General features: G+C 63.9%; 21 protein-coding genes. 13 read left to right on the forward strand and 8 right to left on the reverse strand.

Annotation, left to right across the window (positions count from 1 at the left end; genetic code table 11):
* Window position 1 precedes the first annotated feature (1 nt).
* The 4 genes from AC097A_RS07910 to AC097A_RS07925 all read left to right on the forward strand — a co-directional run bounded on the left by AC097A_RS07910 (window position 2) and on the right by AC097A_RS07925 (window position 3,661).
* Complete coding sequence (locus AC097A_RS07910) at window positions 2–1,219, forward strand: LysR family transcriptional regulator (RefSeq protein WP_479620421.1); 1,218 nt, start codon at window positions 2–4, stop codon at window positions 1,217–1,219.
* A 98-nt stretch (window positions 1,220–1,317) separates the two neighbouring features.
* Window positions 1,318–2,490, forward strand: coding sequence for an ABC transporter substrate-binding protein (locus AC097A_RS07915; RefSeq protein WP_479620422.1), 1,173 nt, complete (start codon window positions 1,318–1,320; stop codon window positions 2,488–2,490).
* A 2-nt stretch (window positions 2,491–2,492) separates the two neighbouring features.
* A complete protein-coding gene (locus AC097A_RS07920; RefSeq protein ID WP_479620423.1) occupies window positions 2,493–3,218 on the forward strand; it encodes an alpha/beta fold hydrolase in 726 nt (241 codons plus the stop codon).
* The gene (locus AC097A_RS07925) at window positions 3,215–3,661 is read left to right on the forward strand and encodes a nuclear transport factor 2 family protein (RefSeq protein WP_479620424.1); all 447 of its coding nucleotides are present in this window, start codon (window positions 3,215–3,217) and stop codon (window positions 3,659–3,661) included. The genes AC097A_RS07920 and AC097A_RS07925 overlap by 4 nt, the downstream gene beginning before the upstream one ends.
* A gap of 72 nt (window positions 3,662–3,733) precedes the next feature.
* Here the strand turns inward: AC097A_RS07925 and kynA are convergent, their stop codons facing one another.
* Window positions 3,734–4,627 (reverse strand): tryptophan 2,3-dioxygenase, encoded by an 894-nt coding sequence (kynA, locus tag AC097A_RS07930; RefSeq protein ID WP_479620425.1) that lies wholly within the window; start codon window positions 4,625–4,627, stop codon window positions 3,734–3,736.
* Between the two features lies 1 nt (window position 4,628).
* Window positions 4,629–5,930 (reverse strand): kynureninase, encoded by a 1,302-nt coding sequence (kynU, locus tag AC097A_RS07935; RefSeq protein WP_479620426.1) that lies wholly within the window; start codon window positions 5,928–5,930, stop codon window positions 4,629–4,631.
* 117 nt (window positions 5,931–6,047) lie between these two features.
* Between kynU and AC097A_RS07940 the strand changes: the two genes are divergently transcribed.
* Entirely contained in the window at window positions 6,048–6,539 is a 492-nt protein-coding gene (locus AC097A_RS07940; RefSeq protein ID WP_315480032.1) for a hypothetical protein, read from the forward strand.
* Between the two features lie 74 nt (window positions 6,540–6,613).
* On the opposite strand, the gene argF is transcribed toward AC097A_RS07940, so the two are convergent.
* Both argF and AC097A_RS07950 read right to left on the reverse strand, forming a co-directional pair.
* Entirely contained in the window at window positions 6,614–7,576 is a 963-nt protein-coding gene (gene argF / locus AC097A_RS07945; RefSeq protein WP_479620427.1) for an ornithine carbamoyltransferase, read from the reverse strand.
* Window positions 7,573–8,793 carry an acetylornithine/succinylornithine family transaminase gene (locus tag AC097A_RS07950; RefSeq protein WP_479620428.1) on the reverse strand — a complete coding sequence of 407 codons (1,221 nt, stop codon included), beginning with the start codon at window positions 8,791–8,793 and terminating at the stop codon, window positions 7,573–7,575. The genes argF and AC097A_RS07950 overlap by 4 nt, the downstream gene beginning before the upstream one ends.
* A 242-nt stretch (window positions 8,794–9,035) precedes the next feature.
* Here AC097A_RS07950 and AC097A_RS07955 point away from each other — a divergent pair, with 242 nt between their 5' ends.
* Window positions 9,036–9,347 (forward strand): DUF3579 domain-containing protein, encoded by a 312-nt coding sequence (locus AC097A_RS07955; protein WP_315480035.1) that lies wholly within the window; start codon window positions 9,036–9,038, stop codon window positions 9,345–9,347.
* 143 nt (window positions 9,348–9,490) lie between these two features.
* Here the strand turns inward: AC097A_RS07955 and rpsT are convergent, their stop codons facing one another.
* Both rpsT and AC097A_RS07965 read right to left on the reverse strand, forming a co-directional pair.
* Complete coding sequence (gene rpsT, locus AC097A_RS07960; protein WP_305644320.1) at window positions 9,491–9,790, reverse strand: 30S ribosomal protein S20; 300 nt, start codon at window positions 9,788–9,790, stop codon at window positions 9,491–9,493.
* 66 nt (window positions 9,791–9,856) lie between these two features.
* A complete protein-coding gene (locus AC097A_RS07965; protein ID WP_105261032.1) occupies window positions 9,857–11,158 on the reverse strand; it encodes a diguanylate cyclase in 1,302 nt (433 codons plus the stop codon).
* A gap of 109 nt (window positions 11,159–11,267) precedes the next feature.
* On the opposite strand from AC097A_RS07965, the gene murJ reads away from it, so the two are divergent.
* Together murJ and AC097A_RS07975 are read left to right on the forward strand one after the other, a co-directional pair.
* A complete protein-coding gene (gene murJ / locus AC097A_RS07970; RefSeq protein WP_479620429.1) occupies window positions 11,268–12,833 on the forward strand; it encodes a murein biosynthesis integral membrane protein MurJ in 1,566 nt (521 codons plus the stop codon).
* 14 nt (window positions 12,834–12,847) lie between these two features.
* Window positions 12,848–13,705: a SirB1 family protein gene (locus tag AC097A_RS07975; protein WP_479620430.1), complete on the forward strand. Its 858-nt coding sequence runs from the start codon at window positions 12,848–12,850 to the stop codon at window positions 13,703–13,705.
* Between the two features lies 1 nt (window position 13,706).
* Here AC097A_RS07975 and AC097A_RS07980 read toward each other — a convergent pair whose 3' ends face one another.
* Both AC097A_RS07980 and purM read right to left on the reverse strand, forming a co-directional pair.
* Window positions 13,707–14,579, reverse strand: a complete 873-nt coding sequence (locus tag AC097A_RS07980; RefSeq protein ID WP_479620431.1) for a ParA family protein — start codon at window positions 14,577–14,579, stop codon at window positions 13,707–13,709.
* Window positions 14,580–14,713: 134 nt separating this feature from the next.
* Window positions 14,714–15,763 carry a phosphoribosylformylglycinamidine cyclo-ligase gene (gene purM, locus AC097A_RS07985; protein ID WP_479620432.1) on the reverse strand — a complete coding sequence of 350 codons (1,050 nt, stop codon included), beginning with the start codon at window positions 15,761–15,763 and terminating at the stop codon, window positions 14,714–14,716.
* A gap of 134 nt (window positions 15,764–15,897) precedes the next feature.
* Here purM and AC097A_RS07990 point away from each other — a divergent pair, with 134 nt between their 5' ends.
* Genes AC097A_RS07990 through folK form a run of 5 tightly spaced genes read left to right on the forward strand, consistent with a single transcriptional unit; the run spans window position 15,898 to window position 20,447 of the window.
* Window positions 15,898–16,977, forward strand: coding sequence for an AI-2E family transporter (locus tag AC097A_RS07990; RefSeq protein WP_479620433.1), 1,080 nt, complete (start codon window positions 15,898–15,900; stop codon window positions 16,975–16,977).
* Between the two features lie 10 nt (window positions 16,978–16,987).
* The gene (gene hda, locus AC097A_RS07995) at window positions 16,988–17,674 is read left to right on the forward strand and encodes a DnaA regulatory inactivator Hda (RefSeq protein ID WP_105261038.1); all 687 of its coding nucleotides are present in this window, start codon (window positions 16,988–16,990) and stop codon (window positions 17,672–17,674) included.
* A complete protein-coding gene (locus tag AC097A_RS08000; RefSeq protein ID WP_479620434.1) occupies window positions 17,671–18,357 on the forward strand; it encodes an HAD family hydrolase in 687 nt (228 codons plus the stop codon). Before hda ends, AC097A_RS08000 begins: the two co-directional genes overlap by 4 nt.
* 30 nt (window positions 18,358–18,387) lie before the next feature.
* A complete protein-coding gene (pcnB, locus tag AC097A_RS08005) occupies window positions 18,388–19,962 on the forward strand; it encodes a polynucleotide adenylyltransferase PcnB (protein ID WP_315849015.1) in 1,575 nt (524 codons plus the stop codon).
* Window positions 19,963–19,976: 14 nt separating this feature from the next.
* A complete protein-coding gene (folK, locus tag AC097A_RS08010) occupies window positions 19,977–20,447 on the forward strand; it encodes a 2-amino-4-hydroxy-6-hydroxymethyldihydropteridine diphosphokinase (protein ID WP_479620435.1) in 471 nt (156 codons plus the stop codon).
* Window positions 20,448–20,517 lie beyond the last annotated feature (70 nt).

Genomic DNA, 20,517 nt, shown 5'->3' on the forward strand with positions numbered 1-20,517 from the left:
TATGGAGCTGCTGCCGCACTTGCGACTGCTGCGCGCTCTGGCGGCTGTGGCGCAGGCGGGCAGCAGCCAGCGGGCGGCCGCGCTGCTGCACGTGGCGCAGTCGTCCGTCGTCCGCGCGGTGCAGCAGCTGGAGGCCGCGCTGGCCAGCCCGCTGTTTGAGCGCGTGGGGCGCGGCATGCAACCCACCGCACGCGGCCGCCAGCTGGCGTTGCGCGCCGCGCGCGCCCTGCAGTTGCTGGCCGATGCGGACCGGCACCGCACGCGCAGCGCGGCGGCGGCCTGGACCGGCAGCCCGCTGGCGCTGGGCGTGGCCGCGCGCCACCTGCAGGTGCTGCAAGCGCTGGTGGACACCGGCAGTGAAGGGCGTGCCGCCGCGCAGCTGGGCGTGAGCCAGCCCGCCGTGCACCAGAGCCTGCAGCAGCTGGAGCACATGGCGGCGGCCCCGCTGTTCATCCGCGCGCGCAGTGGCTTGCGGTTGGACGAAGCGGGTGAGGGCCTGCTGCTGGCCAGCCGCTTGGCGCAGGCCGAGCTGCGCCAGGCCGTGGACGAATGGCCGGAGCCCGGCGCGGCCCTGCAGGGGCGGCTGGTGATTGGCACGTTGCCGTTTTCCACCACCATGCTGCTGGCCCCGGCGGTGGAGCAGCTGCTGGCACAGCAACCCCATGTGCAGTTGGTGTTGATCGACGGCACGTTTGATGCGCTGGTAGCGCAGCTGCGCCATGCGGAGCTGGATTGCATCGTGGGTGCCTTGCGCAACACACCGCCGTCGGCAGACCTGAGCCAGGAGGTGCTGTTTGAAGACCGCCTGGCCGTGGTGGCCCGCGCAGGCCACCCGTTGGCGCAGCGCCGCCGCCTGGGTTGGGCAGCCCTGCGCGCGGCGCAGTGGGTCATGCCCATGCCCAACACCCCGGCCGAAAAGGCATTTGCACAGATGCTACAGGCCGCAGGCCTGCCACCAACCGACGGGCAGGTGCGCGCCAACAGCGCGCTGATGATGCAGGCCATGCTGCAAGACAGCGACCGCCTGGCTCTGATGTCGCCGCGCCAAGTCGCGCGCGAGATGGCGGCGGGCCTGCTGGTGGAGCTGCCCCTGCCGGTGCAGCATGCCCAGCGGCAGATTGGCGCGATGTGGCGCACCGGTTATCTGCCCACGCCGGCCGCGGCGCAGTGGCAGGGCATCTTGCGGCAAGTAGGTGCAGCACTCGGGGCTGGCACGTAGGCATAAGCAGATTGCATAGGTCAGCAGGCCTTTGCATTGGACGCTGTTGCGTGGGAATTGCACACTGGCGCCGGACTATAAAAACCGGAGACAAACCCATGCAAAAACGTACCTTCATCCGCACTGCCGCGGTTACCGCGCTGGCCGCCAACTTAGGGCTGGCCTGGGCGCAAGACAACACCTTCAAGATCGGCCTGCTGCTGCCGCTGACCGGCCCCTTTGCCTCCACCGGCAAACAACTGGAGAGTGCGGCGCGCCTCTACATTGCCCAGAACGGCGACACGGTGGGTGGCAAAAAGGTGCAGCTGATTGTGAAAGACGACACCGGCGTGGCCGACGTGAGCAAGCGCCTGGCGCAGGAGCTGGTGGTGAATGACAAGGTGAACGTGCTGGCCGGCTTTGGCCTCACGCCGCTGGCCATGGCCAGCGCCACCATTGCCACCCAATCCAAAACGCCCATGGTGGTGATGGCGGCGGCCACCTCCAGCATTACCGAGGCCTCGCCCTACATCGTGCGCAGTAGCTTCACCGTGCCGCAGGTGGTGACCATTCTGGCGGACTGGGCGATCAAGAACGACATCCGCAAGGTGGTGACGCTGGTGACCGACTACGCACCGGGCGTGGACTCCGAGACCTGGTTCAACCAGCGCTTTGTGGCGCAGGGTGGGGTGGTGGTGGAGTCGCTGCGCGTGCCGCTGCGCAGCCCGGACTTTGCGCCGTTTTTACAGAAGGTGCGCGATGCCAAGCCCGATGCGCTGTTTACCTTTGTGCCGGCCGGTGTGGGCACCGCGCTGATGAAGCAGTTTGCCGAACGCGGCATGGACAAGGCGGGCATCCGCGTGATTGCCGAGGGCAGCGTGACGGACGACGACATTCTGGACGGCATGGGCGAGGTGGCGCTGGGCGTGGTGACGGCGCACCACTACTCGGCCGCACACAACTCCGCACTCAACAAGAAGTTTGTGGATGCCTTTGGCAAGGCCAATGGCGGCCTGCGCCCCAACTTCATGGCCGTGGGCGCCTATGACGGCATGCGCGTGATCTACGAGGCAGCCAAGGCCACCCAGGGCGGCACGGGCGAGGCGTTGTTGCAGGCCATGAAAGGCCAGAGCTTTGAGAGCCCGCGCGGCCCGGTCAGCATCGATCCGCAGACGCGCGACGTGGTGCACAACATCTATGTGCGCAAGGTGGAGAAGGTGGGTGGCCAGCTCTGGAACACCGAGGTGCAAACCTTCACTGCGGTCAAAGACCCAGCCAAGGCGGGCAAGTGAGCATGGGCGTGACGACACTGGTGTTGCTGCCCGGCCTGATGTGTGATGCCGCGGTGTGGGAGCCCTTGTTTGCACACCTGCCCGCAGGCACCACCCCGTGGGTGGCCGACTACGGCATGGCCCATAGCCTGACCGTTATGGCGCAGGGCGTGCTGCAGCAGGCGCCCGCCGAGCGCTTTGCACTGGCCGGCCACTCCATGGGCGGGCGGGTGGCCATGGAAGTGCTGCGCCTGGCACCAGAGCGCGTGACGCAGGTGGCGCTCATGGACACGGGCCACTTGCCACGCGCGGCGGGCGAGGCCGGCAGCCAGGAGGCCGCCAAACGCCTGGCACTGCTAGAGGTGGCGCGCACCCAGGGCGTGCGCGCCATGGCCCAGACCTGGGTGCAGGGCATGGTGCACCCCGAGCGGCTGCAGGATGCGGCGCTCATTGAATCCATCGTGGCCATGTTTGCACGCAAGAGCGCCGATGTGTTTGCCGCGCAGATCGAGGCCCTGCTGGCGCGGCCAGACGCCCGCGAGGTGCTGCGCACGCTGGCCGTGCCCACGCTGCTGCAGTGTGGCGCGCAGGACAGCTGGTCGCCCCCGGCGCAGCACGCCGACATGCAGGCATTGGCGCCGCATGCGGCGCTGGACGTGATTGGCCACGCGGGCCACATGGCGCCCATGGAGCGGCCTGCAGAGGTGGCCGCCAGCCTGGCACGCTGGTTGGCAAAGACTGCAGCATGAGCACACTGGAGACCTTGGCCGCCGAGGCTGCATGCCGCACCTTGGTGCTGCTGGCCGCCGATGCCGTGGACGGTGGTGATGCGCAAGGATTTGCCGCGCTGTTTGTGCACGAGGGCACGCTGGTGCGGCCGGACGGCAGCGTGCTGCAGGGCCGTGCGGCCATCGCCCAAGCCTACGCCAGCCGCGACTCCGACCGCCTGACGCAGCACCTGGTATGCAACCAGCAGGTGAGCGTGGACCTGCAGACCGGCACGGCGCAAGCCCGCAGCAAAGTGCTGTTATGGACCGGCCGGCACAGCAGCCCGTCCACCCTGCAGGGCCGCCAGGCCGATGCGATCAGCCAAGTGGGTGAGTTTGTGGATCAGCTGGACCACACCCCCGAAGGCTGGCGCATCCGCAGCCGCCGGGCACATTTCATTTTGTACCGTGGCAGCGCGCCGTAGTTGCTATTGATTCAGTAGCTGCTCGCGCATATTCCACGGGGGCTAGAAGTCAATTTGACCAATAATTTCTCCCTACAAGGACGTGCGCAACGACCAGATTTCGGGGAACAGCACCACGTCCAGCATCTTGCGCAGGTAGCTCACGCCGCCGGTGCCACCGGTGCCGCGCTTGAAGCCGATGACGCGCTCCACCGTGGTCACATGGCGGAAGCGCCAGAGGCGGAAGGCGTCCTCCAGGTCGGTCAACTCTTCGGCCAACTGGTACAGGTCCCAGTATTCGCGCGGCGCGCGGTAGACCTGCAACCAGGCGGCTTCTACACCCGCGTCGGCTACATAGGGCTGGGTCCAGTCGCGCTGCAGGTGGCTGGCCGGCACGGTTATGCCGCGGCGGGCCATGAGTTTCAAGGCTTCGTCGTACAGCGAGGGCGCTGCGTACGCGGCCTGCACCAGCGTCAGGCGCTCGGGCGCATGGGCGTGGGGTTTGAGCATGGCGGCGTTTTTGTTGCCCAGCGAGAACTCGATGCAGCGGTACTGAAAACTCTGGAAGCCGCTGCTGGCGCCCAGGTAGGGCCGCATGGCGCTGTACTCGGGCGGCGTCATGGTGGCCAGCACGTCCCAGGCGTGCACCAACTGCTCCATGATCTTGGAGACGCGCGCCAGCATCTTGAATGCGGGTGGCAGATCGTCCTGCGCAATGTGCGCGATGGCGGCCGTCAGCTCATGCAGCATGAGCTTCATCCACAGCTCGCTGGTTTGGTGCTGGATGATGAACAGCAGTTCGTCGTGGGTGGGCGAGAGCGGTTTTTGCGCCGACAGGATGGTGTCGATCTGCAGGTAGTCGCCGTAGCTCATGCTTTGGCTGAAGTCGAGCTGGGCCTTTTCGTCGGCCACGATGGATTCACCGGCGGACGGTGCCGGGTGGGGTGTGGCCCCGTGCATGGGGCAGCCAGAGGTGGGTTCGCTCATCTCAGGTCACCGCGTGTTTTTGGTTGAACTCGGGCTTCTGCCATTCACCAGTCTCCAGCACCTGGCGCAGGTGTTCCACCGCGTTCCACACATCTTCAAACCCGATGTACAGCGGCGTGAAACCAAAGCGCAGGATGTCCTTGTGGATGCCGCCGTCACCGGCGCGGAAGTCACCAATCACGCCGCGCGCAATCAGCGCCTGCACGATGGCAAAGGCACCGGAGCCACCCACGGCATGCTCACGCGTCAGGCAGACTTGCGAGCCACGTTGCGCGTGGGCGCGTGGGGTCGCCAGGCCCAGGCCGTAGCCCTGGCAGCGTTCTTCCACCAGCTTGATATACAGGTCTGTCAGCGCCAGCGACTTGGTGCGCAGCGCGGCCATGCCGCCCAGCTTGTCGGCGGCTTCAAAGCCTTCCAAACCGCAGCCCAGCAGCGACATGCTGACGATGGGCTGGGTGCCGCACAGGTAACGCGTGATGCCGGGGGCGGGCTGGTAGTCGGGCGTGAAGGCGAACGGTGCCGCGTGGCCCCACCAGCCGGACAGGGGCTGCCAGAAGCGGCCTGCATGCTTGGGGTGCACCCACACAAAGGCCGGCGCACCGGGGCCGCCGTTCAGGTACTTGTAGCCGCAGCCAATGGAGAAGTCGGCGTTGGACGCCTTGAGCGTCACAGGCACGGCACCCGCGCTGTGCGCCAGGTCCCACACCATGAGCGCGCCGGCCGCATGGGCCGCGGCCGTCACCGCGGTCATGTCGTGCATGGCGCCGGTGCGGTAGTTCACGTGGGTGAGCATCAGCACGGCCACATCAGCCGTCAGCGCGCCGGCAATCTCTTCGGGCTCCACCAGCTTGAGCGTGTAGCCACGCTCTTTGCAGAGGCCTTCGGCGATGTACAGGTCGGTGGGGAAATTGCTGCGCTCGCTGACGATGAGCTTGCGCTGGGGCGCGTCTTGCGCGGCGATGGACAGCGCAGCGGACAACACCTTGAACAAGTTGATGGAGGTAGTGTCGGTGGCCACCACTTCGTCGGTATCGGCGCCAATCAGCGGGGCAATGCGGTTGCCCAGGCGCTGTGGCAGGCTGAACCAGCCGGCGGTGTTCCAGGAGCGGATCAGGCCCTGGCCCCACTCCTGCGTAACCACTTCGGCGGCGCGTGCGGCGGCGGTTTTGGGCATCACGCCCAGGGAGTTGCCGTCCAGGTAAATCACGCCGGCAGGGACGTCAAACAGCTCGCGCAGCGGGCGCAGCGTATCGGCGGCGTCCAGCGCCTGGCAGTCTTGCAATGTGGTGGTGGAAGTGCTCATGTCGGTCCTCAAATTCGTAAAGCGGCGCAAAGGTAACACCTGGTTTCAAAGCGTGGTGTCGGTTATTTCCAACAGGTTCACAATCGGGCTTTCCAAGCAGAAATACAAGGAGTCGTTATGCACCGTCCCTCTCAATCCCTCACATCTTTGGCCCGCGCTACTGCGTTGCTGCTCACGGGCGTCGTTCTGGCCGCCTCGGCCCAGGCGGCCAAGCCCGAGTGGGCTGGCAAAGGAAAAAACAAACATGGCGAAGAAGAGCACCGGCAGGAGCAGGGCGCGGCAGTAGAGATCCGCGTGGGCGGCTACTTTGGCGATGACCAGCGCCGCGCGGCGACGGATTACTACGGGCAAGAAAAAGCCAAAGGCCGCTGCCCACCTGGCCTGGCCAAAAAGAACAACGGTTGTATGCCGCCGGGCCAGGCCAAGAAGTGGGCCAAGGGCCAGCCCTTGCCACGGGACGTGGTCTTTTACCCCGTGCCCCGGGCGGTGACCGTGAAGATCGGCCTGCCACCGGCAGGTTACAAATATGTGCGCGTGGCGAATGACATTTTGATGATCGCCATCGGCACCAGCATGGTGGTGGATGCGATTGAAGACCTGATGCGTTAAGGCAGCATCAATAGACACCCGGAGCCCCTGCGTGCAAGCCGTGCTTGCTGCGAGAGGCTGGGTGGCTCAGGGTTTCAGAGTTTGCCTAGCAGCAGGTACTCCATGAGCGCCTTCTGCACGTGCATGCGGTTTTCGGCCTCATCCCAGACCACGCTTTGCGGCCCGTCGATCACGTCGGCCTCCACCTCTTCGCCGCGGTGGGCGGGCAGGCAGTGCATGAAGAGGGCGTTGGGCGCTGCCACGGCCATCATCTTGCGGTCCACACACCAGGCGGCAAAGGCCTTGCGGCGCACTTCGTTCTCGGCCTCGTAGCCCATGCTGGTCCACACATCGGTGGTGATGAGATCGGCGTCGCGGCAGGCCTCCATCGGGTCGCTATAGGTTTTATAGCTGCCCGCGCCCATTCCATCTGCGCTGGCGGCCAATTTCTCATTCACCTCGTAACCACTGGGCGTGCTCACGCGCAGGTGGAAGCCCAGGATGGCGGCAGCCTGCAGCCAGGTGTTGGCCATGTTGTTGCCGTCGCCCACCCAGGTTACTGTTTTGCCTTCGATGGGGCCACGATGCTCGATGTAGGTGAAGATGTCGGCCAGGATCTGGCAGGGGTGGAATTCGTTGGTCAGGCCGTTGATGACGGGCACGCGCGAGTTGGCGGCAAAGGCCTCCAGCTTGGTCTGCTCGTAGGTGCGGATCATCACGATGTCGGTCATGCGGCTGATGACCTTGGCGCTGTCCTCAATCGGCTCGGCGCGGCCCAACTGGCTGTCGCCCGTGGTCAGGTGCACCACGCTGCCACCCAGTTGGTACATGCCGGCCTCAAAGCTCACCCGCGTGCGGGTGGAGGCTTTTTCAAAAATCATGGCCAGTGTGCGGTCTGCCAGCGGGTGGTGGCGCTCAAAGCGTTTGAACTTGGCTTTGATGAACGCCGTGCGCTCCAGCAGGTAGCGGTATTCCTCGGTCGTGAAGTCGTCAAACTGCAGGTAGTGCCGCACGGGCGGCGCGCCTTGGGGCAGGGTGCTGGGAACAACCGGGTTCATACGGACTCCTTCAGCAGCGCAGAGATCAGCGGGGCCAGGATGGCCACAATTTCGTCGACGTCTGCCGTGGTCAGGATCAGCGGAGGCACCAAGCGCACCACGGTGTCAGCGGTGACGCTGATCAGCAGGCCGGCATCAAGGGCGCGCTGCACCAGCGCGCCGCAAGGCTTGGCCAAGTCAATGCCCAGCATCAGACCCTGGCCGCGCACTTCTTTCACGCCGCCGTTGGCAATCTCGGCATGCAAGGCTTTTTCCAAACTGGCCTTGAGGTAGTTGCCCACCTTCTCCGCGTTGGCCAGCAGGCCTTCGGCTTCCATGATGCGGATGGTCTCCACCCCGGCGCGCATGGCCAGCGGGTTGCCACCAAAGGTAGAGCCGTGGTTGCCGGGTTGGAAGATGGTGGCGGCCTTGGGACCCACCACCACAGCGCCCACCGGCACGCCAGAGCCCAGGCCCTTGGCCAGGGGCATCACGTCGGGCTTGATGCCAGCCCACTGGTGGGCAAACCACTTGCCGGTGCGACCCATGCCGCATTGCACTTCGTCGATCATCAATAGCCAGTCGCGCTGGTCGCACAAGGCGCGCACGTCGCGCAGGTAGTCCATGTGCATAGGGTTCACGCCGCCTTCGCCCTGGATGGCTTCAAAAAACACGGCCACCACATTGGGGTTGCCTTCGGTGGCCTTTTTCAGTGCGTCAATGTTGTTGACCGGCACGCGGATAAAACCTTCCACCAGCGGGCCGAAGCCAGCCTGCACCTTGGGGTTGCCGGTGGCGCTGAGGGTGGCGATGGAGCGACCGTGGAAGGCCTTCTCGTAGACCACCACCTCCGGGCGTTCAATGCCCTTGTCGTGGCCAAACTTGCGGGCCAGCTTCAGCGCGGCTTCGTTGGCTTCGAGGCCCGTGGAGCAGAAGAACACATTGGTCATGCCGGAGCGCTCCACCAGCAGCTTGGCCAGTTCTTCTTGCAAGGGCACGTGGTAGTAGTTGGAGGTGTGGATCAGCTTGGTGAGCTGGTCTTGCAGCGCGGGCACCAGCTGGGGGTGGTTGTGGCCCAGGGTGTTGACGGCAATGCCGCCCAGCGCGTCCAGGTACTCGCGGCCATTCACGTCCCACACGCGGCAGCCTTGGCCATGGCTCAGGGCGACGGGCAGTCGGCCATAGGTGTTCATCACGTGGGGTGAAGACGGCGTGGTGGCAGGCGTGGCGGCGGTCATGCAATAACTCCGGGTTGGCTACAAAACAAGGCGGCCCAACTTGAACAAAGGCAGGTTGGGCCGTTGAAGCCTGATTTTAGGCGCATGGCCCATGCCAGTTTCGTGACAAATACACATCACAGTGATGCACGCTGGCATAGCTGCTTTGTCATCTGGACGACAGCAGAGCGGGTAGAATTCTTGTGCGGCGCAGCACAGCACCAAGACCTTGTGCGCACCCTGCCGCCCTAACCCTGTAACCGATGGCTTCCACTCCTTCCAAAGAACTCTACATCCTGGGACTGACCTTGCAAGGCAAGACGTTTCGTCCCAGCGACTGGGCAGAGCGTTTGGCCGGGGTGATGAGCCAGTTCCGCCCCGGCGGCCCGCAGCCGGGTAGCCATCTGGGCTACTCCCCTTGGTGCGTGCCCACCTCGTTCGGGCAGACCAAATGTGTGATCGTGCACAGCGACCTGCGCGATTACGATGTGATGGCCTGGGACTTTTGCCTGAACTTTGCGCGTGACAACGAGCTGCAGGTCAGCGAAACCCGCCCCGAAATTCCCTCCCGCTGATACGTCCGCTCCTGGCGCAAACCGCAAGCAGGGGCCAGAAACAAAAAAGCCGTTCAGATGAACGGCTTTTTTGCTTTGCTGACAGCGCACCCACTACAAACGGCGAATCCTGACGGGCAGGATTCGTGCGATTGCCTAACGAGTTAGGCTGCGAGGGCCAAGGCTTTCACCTTGGTAGCCAAACGGCTCTTGTCGCGGGCTGCTTTGTTCTTGTGGAAGATGCCCTTGTCGGCCACGGTGTCCACCACGGCTTGCATCTTGGCAAACAGTTCAGCGGCTTTGGTCTTGTCACCGGCCACCACTGCTTTTTCCACGTTCTTCACCGCAGTGCGGTATTTGGAGCGCAGGGAGGTGTTCGCTGCGTTGATTTTGACGTCCTGGCGGACGCGTTTACGGCCCGACGCCAGGCGCGGGTTCTTTTTCTTGGGTTTTCCAGATGCCATAGTAAATATTCCTTGTGTCTGAGGATGTTGTCAGCAAAGCCAAAGATTATACACCGGGGCCCTGAATCAGCCTTCCAGCCGGTTTCGGCCATTCGCTTTGGCCTCGTAAAGCCGTTGGTCGGCAGCCTGTAGCAGGGCGTTCAGGTCGGTATCGCTTTGGGTGTGTACGCCGATACTGGCGGTGGTGGCGATGAAGGCGGGGGCCAGGGCTCCGGTATTGATGGGCAAGCGCGCCCTGAAGTTTTCCAGTCGGGTACGGATGTCCAACACCGCATCACCCGTGGCCAGGATGGCGAACTCTTCTCCGCCGATGCGTGCGATCAGCATGTCGGGGAAGTGTTTTTCCAGGCTTTGGGCTACCTGCTGGATGACTTGGTCGCCAAAGGCGTGGCCAAAACGGTCATTAATCGATTTGAAGTGGTCGATGTCCAGCATGGCGGCTGCCACGGGGAGTGCGTTTTTGCAGGCGCTCTGGAATTGGGCCTGTCCCTGCTCAAAAAAGTAGCGTCGGTTGTGCAGCCCCGTCAGATGGTCCTTGCTGGCCAGCTTGTTCAGGCTGTCCAGCAGCTCCAGCATTTCCAGGTTCTGGTTGACCCGGCAGGTCATTTCCTCAAAAGAGTAGGGCTTGGAGATGAAGTCGTTGGCCCCGTGCTTGAGGAACTGGGCCGAGATGTCGGCCCGGTTGTCTCCAGATATGCCGATGATGGCCAAACGCTCCTTGCCCATCATGCGCCGGGCTTCCATCACAAACTCGTAGCCATCTACCAGCGGCATGTTGTAGTCCACCAGCACGAGTTTGATGTCGGGTTGTGCCGCCAGTACCGCCAGCGCTTCCTGGCCGTTGTGGGCCACCTGAATTTGCAGGCCTTGCATGCCCAGCATATGGCGTATCACTTCCAGCGAGGACGGTGAGTCGTCCGCCACCAGCACCTTGATGCCGCTGTTGCGGTGCAGCCGGCCCACCCACTGCACGACATACTCATACGATGGCATGCCTTTTTTCAGCACGTAGTCCACGATGTGGCCTTGCGTCATCATGTCGCGGATGTCGTTGCTGATGGTTCCGGTCAGCGCAATGGCGGGGATGTGGTGCTTGGCCACCAGGTCGATGACTTCACCATATGGTGCATCGGGCAGGTTGACATCGCAGACGGCGGCAAAAAACTCGTCGCCCCGGGTGTCCAGGAGTTGGCGGGCTTCCGCCATCGTGGCAGCGATCCGTGCGGTGTAGCCCCACCGGGCTTGCAGCATGCTGGCCAGCATTTCCGACAAGGCCCGCTGGTCTTCCACGATCAGCACGGAGCGGGAGGCTGCGCGTTGAGATGCACCAGGGACGGAGCGATCGGCGTGTCGCAATAAGGAAGTCATCGGTCTGGGCCTGCTGGTACGGATAGACGTCTATTCAAACATATGAAACGCCTTGGGGCAAAGTGCAGGCGCACGGAATGCTCGGGGAGCCGCGGCTACACTTCGGCGGGTGAGCTTGATCAAATCTGTATCTACCGTGTCCCTGTGGACATTGGCCTCCCGCATTACCGGGCTGGCCCGAGAGCTGCTGATGGCGGCGGCCTTTGGCGCCAGCGCCATGACCGATGCCTTTAACGTGGCCTTTCGCATCCCCAACCTGTTTCGCCGCCTGTTTGCCGAGGGCGCCTTTAGCCAGGCCTTTGTGCCGGTGCTGGCCGCCAACAAAGCCCAGCATGGCGAAGCGTCCACCAAGCTGTTGGTGGACCGGGTGGTCAGCCTGCTGGCGCTGGCGCTGGTGCTGACCTGTGTGCTGGGCGTGGTGTTGTCCCCGTTGCTGGTGTGGGCGATGGCCAGCGGTTTGCAGCAAAACCCGGCGGGTTATGACGCTGCGGTGCAGATGACACGGTTCATGTTCCCTTACATCGGTTTCATGTCTTTGGTGGCCCTGTCGTCCGGCATCTTGAATACCTGGAAGCGCTTTGCCGTGCCGGCCGCTACGCCCGTGTTGCTCAATATGTCCATGATCACTGCGGCCTGGCTGGGCGTGCCCTGGTTGGCGGCGCGGGGGATCGAACCGATTTACGCCATGGCGGCTGGAGTGATGGTGGGCGGCGTGTTGCAACTGGCGGTGCAAATTCCGGCGCTGGCGCAGTTGGGCATGCTGCCGCGCCTGCGGCTGATGGGCCCCGCCTTGCGTGAAGCATGGGCCGACCCCGAAACCCGCCGCATCGGCAAACTCATGCTGCCAGCCCTGCTGGGCGTGAGCGTGGCGCAGATTTCCCTGCTCATCAACACCCAAATTGCTTCGCATCTGCCCATCGGCAGCGTGAGCTGGTTGACCTATGCTGACAGGCTCATGGAATTTCCCACCGCCATGCTGGGGGTGGCCCTGGGTGTGGTGCTGATGCCGCAGCTGGCCGGCGCCAAGGCCACGGGTGATGCCGACAAATACTCGGCCCTGCTGGACTGGGGGCTGCGCATTGTGGTGCTGTTGTCGGTTCCCTGTGCCATTGGCTTGCTGGCCTTTGCCAAGCCGCTGGTGGCAGTGCTTTACCACTACGGGGCGTTCTCGGCCAACGACGTGCAGCAGACCACGCTGGCCCTGATGGGCTGGGGTGTGGGGTTGGTGGGCATTGTGGCCATCAAGGTGCTGGCGCCCGGCTATTACGCCAGCCAGGACATCAAGACGCCGGTGCGTATTGCCGTGGTGGTGCTGGTCGTGACCCAGTTGCTCAATATTGCACTGGTGCCCCTGTTCAAACACGCGGGCTTGTCACTGTCCATTGGCCTGGGCGCCATGATCAATGCGCTGTGGTTGTTGATCGGCTTGCTGCGCCGTGGCAGCTACCGGCCTCAGGCGGGCTGGGGGCGGTTTGTGCTGCAGGTACTGGCCGCCAGTGCGCTGCTGGTGATTTATCTGCTGTGGGCTGCCGGTCTGGTGGACTGGGTGGCGCTGCGCAGCCACAGCCTGTTGCGCATTGGTTGGTTGACCCTGCTGCTGGGTGGTGCCATGCTGGTGTACTTGGGGGCGGCCTGGGCCGCTGGTCTGAACCTGCGGCAGTTTGTGCGCCGCTAGACGGAGACGTTGCCGTGGCCCTGCAATTTGCCATTCCGACCCCGCTGGACTACTTTGGTGCCCTGGTGCGCAGCGATGGGGACTTTGCCCTGTTCGAGGCTGCCGTGAGCCTGGCGCAGGACGAGTACCCGGACACCGACGTACAAACCGTGCTCGGGGATGTGGACCAGTTGCTGGCACGCGTCAAACGTCGCCTGGCGGCCGACGCACCACCGATCCAGCGGTTGCGTGTGCTGAACCGTTTTTTTTATGACGACCTGGGGTTTGGCGGCAACCTCAACAACTACTACGACCCGGACAACAGTTTTCCCAGCGTGCTTTTGCGCACCCGTCGCGGCATTCCGATTTCATTGGCCGTGGTCTGGATGGAGCTGGCCCAGGGCCTGGGGCTGGAGGTGTCAGGGGTGGGTTTTCCGGGGCATTTCCTGGTCAAGGTCATGTTGCCTATTGGCCAGGCGGTGATTGAGCCTCTGACCGGGCGTTCGCTGAGCCGCGAAGAACTGTCCGAGATGCTGGAGCCCTACCGCAAGCGCAGCGGGCTGGTCGATGCCTTCGAGGCGCCACTGGGCCTGTACCTGCAGTCGGCCACGCCGCGCGAGATTTTGGCGCGCATGCTGCGCAACCTCAAAGAGATCTACAAATCACAGGAAGACTGGCCCCGTCTGCTGGCGGTGCAGGAACGCCTGGTGGTCTTGCTGCCCGAATCCTGGTCCGAATATCGCGACCGGGGGCTGGTGCACGCGTCTCTGGGGCACCAGGCGGCGGCGCTGGCTGACTTGGAGTGTTACCTGGTCCACGCCGAAAACGTGGTGGACGTGGATGCCGTGGCCGAGCAGGTGAACGTGTTGCGGCGGCAACTGCGCCAGCCCTAGCCTAGTGGCGCAGTAAAAACTGCGGTACCGCACCGCCGTGGCCCGGCAAGGCGCGGTTCAGGTCCACTCCCACCACCGCGTCAGACTCGGTTTTGATGCCCGGGGCAAACACCGTCAGACGGCTGCCGTGCACCAAAGACTCTTGTGCTGGCATCAGGCTGGCGGCACGGGATGCCTGGATGGTGCTGGGCTGGGCCGTGGGCTTGCTGGCCGGTGCTGGCGTGGCGACCACGGGGGGCTGCAGTCGTGCAATAGGGCGCAGCCATTGCAGGATGGGCTCCCACTGGGCCAAGTCGGCCTGTTGGGCCGCGCTGGCCGTGTCGAACAAGGTGACGCCGGTTTCCAGGCCGCGCACATAACTTTGGGTTTCGCGCAGCACGCCCAAAAAATTGAACTTCAGGTCTTCGGCCCACAGGCGCAGCGTCTCGGCGCCTTTGGTGCGTGCGTCCAGTCGCATGCCCACCACGCCCAGTTGGCAGCGCCCCGAGGCGACGCGCGGCAGGGCGGACAGTTCGGCCAGGCAGGCGGCGGCCGATTCACGGTCGAACAGGGAATTGCACACCGGCACCACCACGGCGTCGGCGGACATGATCACACGTGCCAATTCAAAACCCTGCATGCCGCCGGGGGTGTCCAGCACCACATGGGTGACACCGGGAGGCGCCTTTAATACGTTTTTTTGGTCCAGCGCCCAGGGGGAGATGGCGGGGAGGGCCGGCGCGCGGCGTTTGAGCCAAGCCTTGGTGCTTTGCTGGCGGTCCACATCACCCAGCATGACGGCCACACCCTGTTGCGCCAGCCAGGCGGCCAGGTGTGTAGCCAGGGTGCTTTTTCCACTTCCGCCCTTGCGGTTGACGATTGCGATAACCGGCATGCTGCTCCGTGTGGTAACCAACGAAGCGCAAAGTTTGGAGCAAAAAGTGCCAAAAGTCCAGATGGTGCTTGCGCGAGCAGCTACAAATTTACTAGCACGGGGTGGCGCCGGGGCAACACGCCCCGGTTTGCCGGTCAGGCGACGACGACTTGTGCGCCGCTGCCTTGGGGGGCGATGACACCGATGGTGTACACCGCTTCGCCGCTGGCGCGCAACGTGGCGGCCGTGGCTTCGGCGTTGGCGGCGTCCACCACCACCACCATGCCAATGCCGTTGTTGAAGGTGCGATTCATCTCGATGTCGTCAATGCCCGCTGTGGCCTGCAGCCAGGCAAACAGCTCGGTTTGGGGCCAGCTGCCCTTCACCAAGTGGGCGGCGGTGCCTTCGGGCAGCACGCGGGGGACGTTCTCCAGCAGGCCACCGCCGGTGATGTGGGCCAGCGCCTTGATCGGGTGTTTTGCCAGCGCGGCCAGCACGTTGAGCACGTACAGGCGGGTGGGCTCCATCAGGGCCTGCTTGAACGGCTTGCCGTCCAGCGTGGCGGGTACCGTACCGGCGGCTTCCGAACGCTCAATACACTTGCGCACCAGGCTGAAACCGTTGGAATGCACACCGCTGGAGGCCAGGCCCAGCACCACGTCGCCGGGTTTCACATCGGCACCAGTGAGGATTTTGGATTTTTCGACGGCGCCAACCGCAAAGCCGGCCAGGTCGTATTCGCCCGCGGGGTACATGCCGGGCATTTCGGCGGTTTCGCCGCCAATCAGCGCGCAGCCGGAGAGCTCGCAACCCTTGGCGATGCCGCCGACCACGGCAGCGGCGGTGTCAATGTCCAGCTTGCCACAGGCAAAGTAGTCCAGGAAAAACAGGGGCTCGGCGCCCTGCACCAGCACGTCGTTCACGCTCATGGCCACCAGGTCGATGCCCACGGTGTCGTGCATATTCCACTCAAACGCCAGCTTGAGCTTGGTGCCCACGCCGTCGGTGCCGCTCACCAGCACGGGTTCCTTGTAGCGCTTGGGCACTTCAAACAGGGCACCAAAACCGCCAATACCGGCCAGTACGCCCTCTCGCATGGTCTTCTTGGCCAGGGGCTTGATGCGCTCAACCAGCGCGTCGCCAGCAACGATATCGACACCGGAGTCTTTGTAGGAAAGGGGAGTGGGGGAGGCAGATTGGGTCATGGGAAGTGGCTTTGGGGCAGAACAGAGGCAGACCCCGATAGAATTTGCCCAGATTTTAGCTTCGACTGGACAACCCCCCTCCCGGGCAATCGTCAGTCTTCGCTAAAACTGCGTTTTAAGGGTTACCTCCGTCTATGCAATTCACCCCCGCCCAAAAAAGATTCACTGCCTGGCTGCTGATTGCGGGCCTGGTGGTGCTCGCGCTGTGGCTGCTGGCCCCGGTGCTGGCCCCATTTGTGGTGGCGGCAGTGTTGGCCTATGCGCTGACCCCAGTGGTGGACTGGCTGGACGATGTGGGGCGGGGCCGGGTTCCGCGCCTGGCTGCCGTGGTGGTGGTGGAGCTGCTGTTTGTGGTGGTGTTGCTCAGCGTGCTGTTGCTCATTGTTCCCATCTTTGCCAAAGAGTTGCCGCTGATGCGAGAGCAGTTTCCGGTGCTGCTGGACAGCCTGAACACCACGGTCAAACCCTGGCTGGCTCAGTGGGGCATCCGCGTGTCGCTGGATGTGGGCACCATCAAGAATTTTGTCATGAAGTATCTCAACGCCAATGTGGAAGACGCGTTGGGTTCGGTGCTGGCCTCGGTCAAGCTGGGTGGCAGCGTGGCCTTTGCCATCATTGGTAACGCCATCCTGATTCCCGTGGCGCTGTTTTATTTGTTGATGGACTGGGACCGTTTTGTGGGCCAGGTGCGCGACCTGGTGCCCCCACGGCTGCGCGAGAGTGTGGACAGTTTTCTGGCCGAGGCGGACGACGTGCTGGGCCAGTACCTGCGCGGCCAACTGTTGGTGATGGTGATTCTGGCCGTGGCGTACAGCGTGGGTCTGGCCCTGTTTGGGCTGGACCTGGCCTTGCCGATTGGCATCTTCACGGGCTTGGCGATTTCGGTGCCGTACCTGGGCTTTGGCGTGGGGCTGGTGCTGGCCACCTTTGCGGGCCTGCTGGAATTTTCCAGTGGCGGTTTGGTTTACCCGCTGGTCATGGTGGCCGTGGTCTACGGCCTGGGCCAACTGGTAGAAAGTCTGTATTTGACGCCGCGCCTGGTAGGCGAGCGCATTGGCCTGCACCCGCTGGCCGTCATTTTTGCCTTGCTGGCCTTTGGCCAGCTGTTCGGTTTTGTGGGTGTGCTGATTGCCCTGCCGGCCAGTGCCGTGCTGCTGGTGGCCGTGCGCCGTGTGCGCACCAGCTACCTGGCCAGTCGCCTGTATTTGGGGTAAGACTTCAGTGATGCAACAGATCGCGCTGGACATCGGTTTGTCCGCCGGGCCGACAGTGGCCAACTTCTTCGCCGGGCCCAATGAGGCGGCACTCAAGCACCTGGAACTCTGGATTGGCGCCAAAAGCAGCGCCCAAGCCCGCTCGCCCGTGCCCACCTACTTCTGGGGCCCCGAAGGCAGTGGCAAAAGCCATCTGCTCAAGGCTGCGCGTGAGGCGCTGCGCGAGCAGGGCGCCCGCGTGGGCTGGTTGGACGCTGCCGTGCTGGAGCCGGCCGAGTTTGACGAGGGCTGGGCTGCGGTGCTGATGGACGATGTGCACCTGTACACCGCCGAGCAGCAGCATATGGCCTTCAATTGGTTTGTGAACGCGCAGACGCACCAGCGCCCGGTGCTGGCGGCCGGGGAACTGGCGCCGGTGGAGCTGAAACTGCGCGACGACCTGCGTACCCGCCTGGGCTGGGGCCATGTGTTTGGCCTGCATGCCCTGAGCGAGCCCGAGCGCCGCGCTGTGTTGCGCCAGGCGGCCGATGCGCGCGGCGTGTTCCTGAGCGACGAGGTGATGGACTTTATGCTCAACCGCTTCAGCCGCGACCTGGGCAGCCTGATGGAACTGCTGGAACTGATGGACGGCTACGCGCTGCAAACCCAGCGCGCCATCACCATTCCGATGATCAAAGCCATGCTGGACAACCAATGACACTCAAAAAGATTGCCCTTTTCGATCTGGACCACACGCTGATTCCGCTGGATTCGGACTTCGCCTGGGGCGAATTCACCACCGCCCTGGGGTGGACGGACGCTGCCAGCTTCCAGGCGCAAAACCACGCGTTCTATGAACACTACAAGGCTGGCACGCTGGACATCCATGCCTACTGCCGCTTTGCCACCGCGGCCGTGGTGAAGCAGGGTGCTGCGAAATCGATAGCTGCTCACGCAGATTTCATGCGGGCCGTAATCCAAAAAGCCATCCAACCCCAGGCCCTGAAGCTGGTGCAGGACCACCAGGCCGCGGGCGACACGGTGATCATCGTGACCGCCACCAACGCTTTTGTGACCCGCCCGATTGCGACGGCATTTGGCGTGGAAGACCTGATTGCCGTGGACCTGGTGACAGACGATGCGCCCGGCGGCACCGGCTGGTACACCGGTGAGATTGCCGGCGTGCCGTCTTTCCGTGAAGGCAAGGTGACCCGCGTGGACCAGTGGCTCAGCGAGCGCGGTCTGGGCTGGGATACGGTGTACACCACCTTCTATTCCGACTCCATCAACGACGTGCCGCTGATGGAAAAAGCCAATGTGGCGGTGGCTACCAACCCCGACGCGCGCCTGCGCGCCCTGGCCCAAGAGCGCGGATGGCGCATACTTGACCTCTTTCCCTGACCCGCGGCCCTGACCGCTTGGAACCTTCTCTTGATCAAGAAATTCATCGACAAATTGCTGGGCAAGAGCCCGTCTGCCGCCAGTAAAAAGCCCCAGTTCGGCAAACGCGTGGAAGTGCCTGTCTCTGTCCACGGTATCGATCCCAACCTGGTGGACGAACGCGCCATCAACGTCGTGCGCACCCTGCAGCAAGCCGGTTTTGAAGCCTATGTGGTGGGCGGCGCGGTGCGCGACCTGCTGGTTGGCCTGCGCCCCAAGGACTTTGACGTGGCCACCAACGCCACCCCCGAACAGGTCAAGGGCCTGTTTCGCCGCGCCTTCATCATTGGCCGGCGCTTTCGCATCGTGCACGTGGTGTATGGCCGCGGGCGCGAGCATGAGGTGATTGAAGTCTCCACCTTCCGCGCCTACCTGGACAACGCCGCCGCCGAGCAGGTGGCGGGCAACGAGCGCACCAGCAAGAACGAGCTGGCCGGCATGAAACACGCCGTGGACAGCACCGGCCGGGTGCTGCGCGACAACGTTTGGGGCCCGCAGGAAGAAGACGCGGTGCGCCGCGACTTCACCATCAACGCGATGTACTACGACCCCGAGACACAAATCGTGGTCGATTACCACAATGGCCTGAAAGACGCCAAGAGCCGCACGCTGCGCATGATTGGCGACGCCGCCACGCGTTACCGCGAAGACCCGGTGCGCATCATCCGCGCCATCCGTTTCTCTGCCAAGTTGAGCCCGCTGGGCTTCAAGCTGGAAGCCAAAACCGCCGGCCCGCTGATCAAGAGCCAGAGCCTGCTGAACGACGTACCCCAAAGCCGTTTGTTTGACGAAATGCTCAAGCTGCTGCAGACCGGCCACGCCCTGGCCTCGGTGGAGCAACTCAAGTTTTTGGGTATGTCTCGTGGCATTTACCCGCTGCTGGATGTGGTGGTGGAGCGTGCTGAGCAGCCCTTTGTGGCCGCAGCCCTCAAGGACACCGACCGTCGCGTGGGCGAAGGCAAACCCGTGGCGCCCAGCTTCCTGCTGGCCTGTGTGTTGTGGGCCGATGTGCGCGATGGCTGGGACCAGCGCATGAAAAACGGCCAGCATGGCCACCCAGCACTGCAGGACGCGATCGAGGATGTGTTCAATGCGCGTATTGGTGATGTGTCCGGCCGCGGCAAGCTGGCCGGCGACATGCGCGAAATCTGGCTCATGCAGCCCCGCTTCGAGAAACGTGTGGGCAGCACGCCCTTTGGCATGGTGGACCAGCCGCGTTTCCGCGCCGCCTTTGACTTCATGCGCTTGCGTGCTGACGCAGGTGAAATTGACGAGGTCTTGGCCGACTGGTGGCAAGAGTTCAGCATGGCCAGCGACGATGTGCGCCAGGACATGGTGGACCAGGTGCGCACCGAACAACAGCAGCAGCGCAAACAAGCGCCGCGTGTGCACCGCGCACCGGCCAAATCGGCGCCTGCCGGCCCGGCCGCCGCGGATGCAGTGGACAACAGCCCCGAAGCAGACTTTCCCGCCGATGGCCACGATGCCCCACGCAAACGCCGCCGTCGCCGCCGCTCTGGCGCGGGCAGAGCCGAGGGTGGCGCATCCGGCGGCAGCGCCGAATAAGCCGACGTTTCACCATGCGTGCGCCGGTGCTGGCCTACATCGGCCTGGGGGCCAACCTCGGGGAACCGGTGGCTGCACTGCAGGCGGCGCTGGCGGCGCTGGCCACCGTGCCCCAGTGCACGCTGCTGCGCCACTCCGTCTTCTACGGCAGCGCCCCCATTGACTCCAGCGGCCCCGACTATGTCAACGCGGTGGCAGAACTCTCCACCACCCTCAGCGCCCCCGCCTTGCTGCAAGCTCTGCAGCAAATCGAGCTAGACGCCGGGCGCGAACGCCCCTACCGCAACGCCCCGCGCACGCTGGACCTGGATGTGCTGCTGTATGGCAGCGCCACCATCCACAGTGCCACCCTGATCGTGCCGCACCCGCGCATGCGCGAGCGCGCTTTTGTGCTGCTGCCGCTGGCTGAATTGCTGCCGGACCAAGTAAGCCCCCTTGATTTAGCGGCGGTGCAAGACCAAGGGGTTTGGCGCATGGCAGGGTAAATCCGGTCAATTCCCCCCATTTTTCAACGCTCCCGCATGGTTAAATTACAGAATAATTAAAGGAGATTGG

The sequence above is a fragment of the Rhodoferax sp. XS2R6 genome, assembly GCF_056521365.1.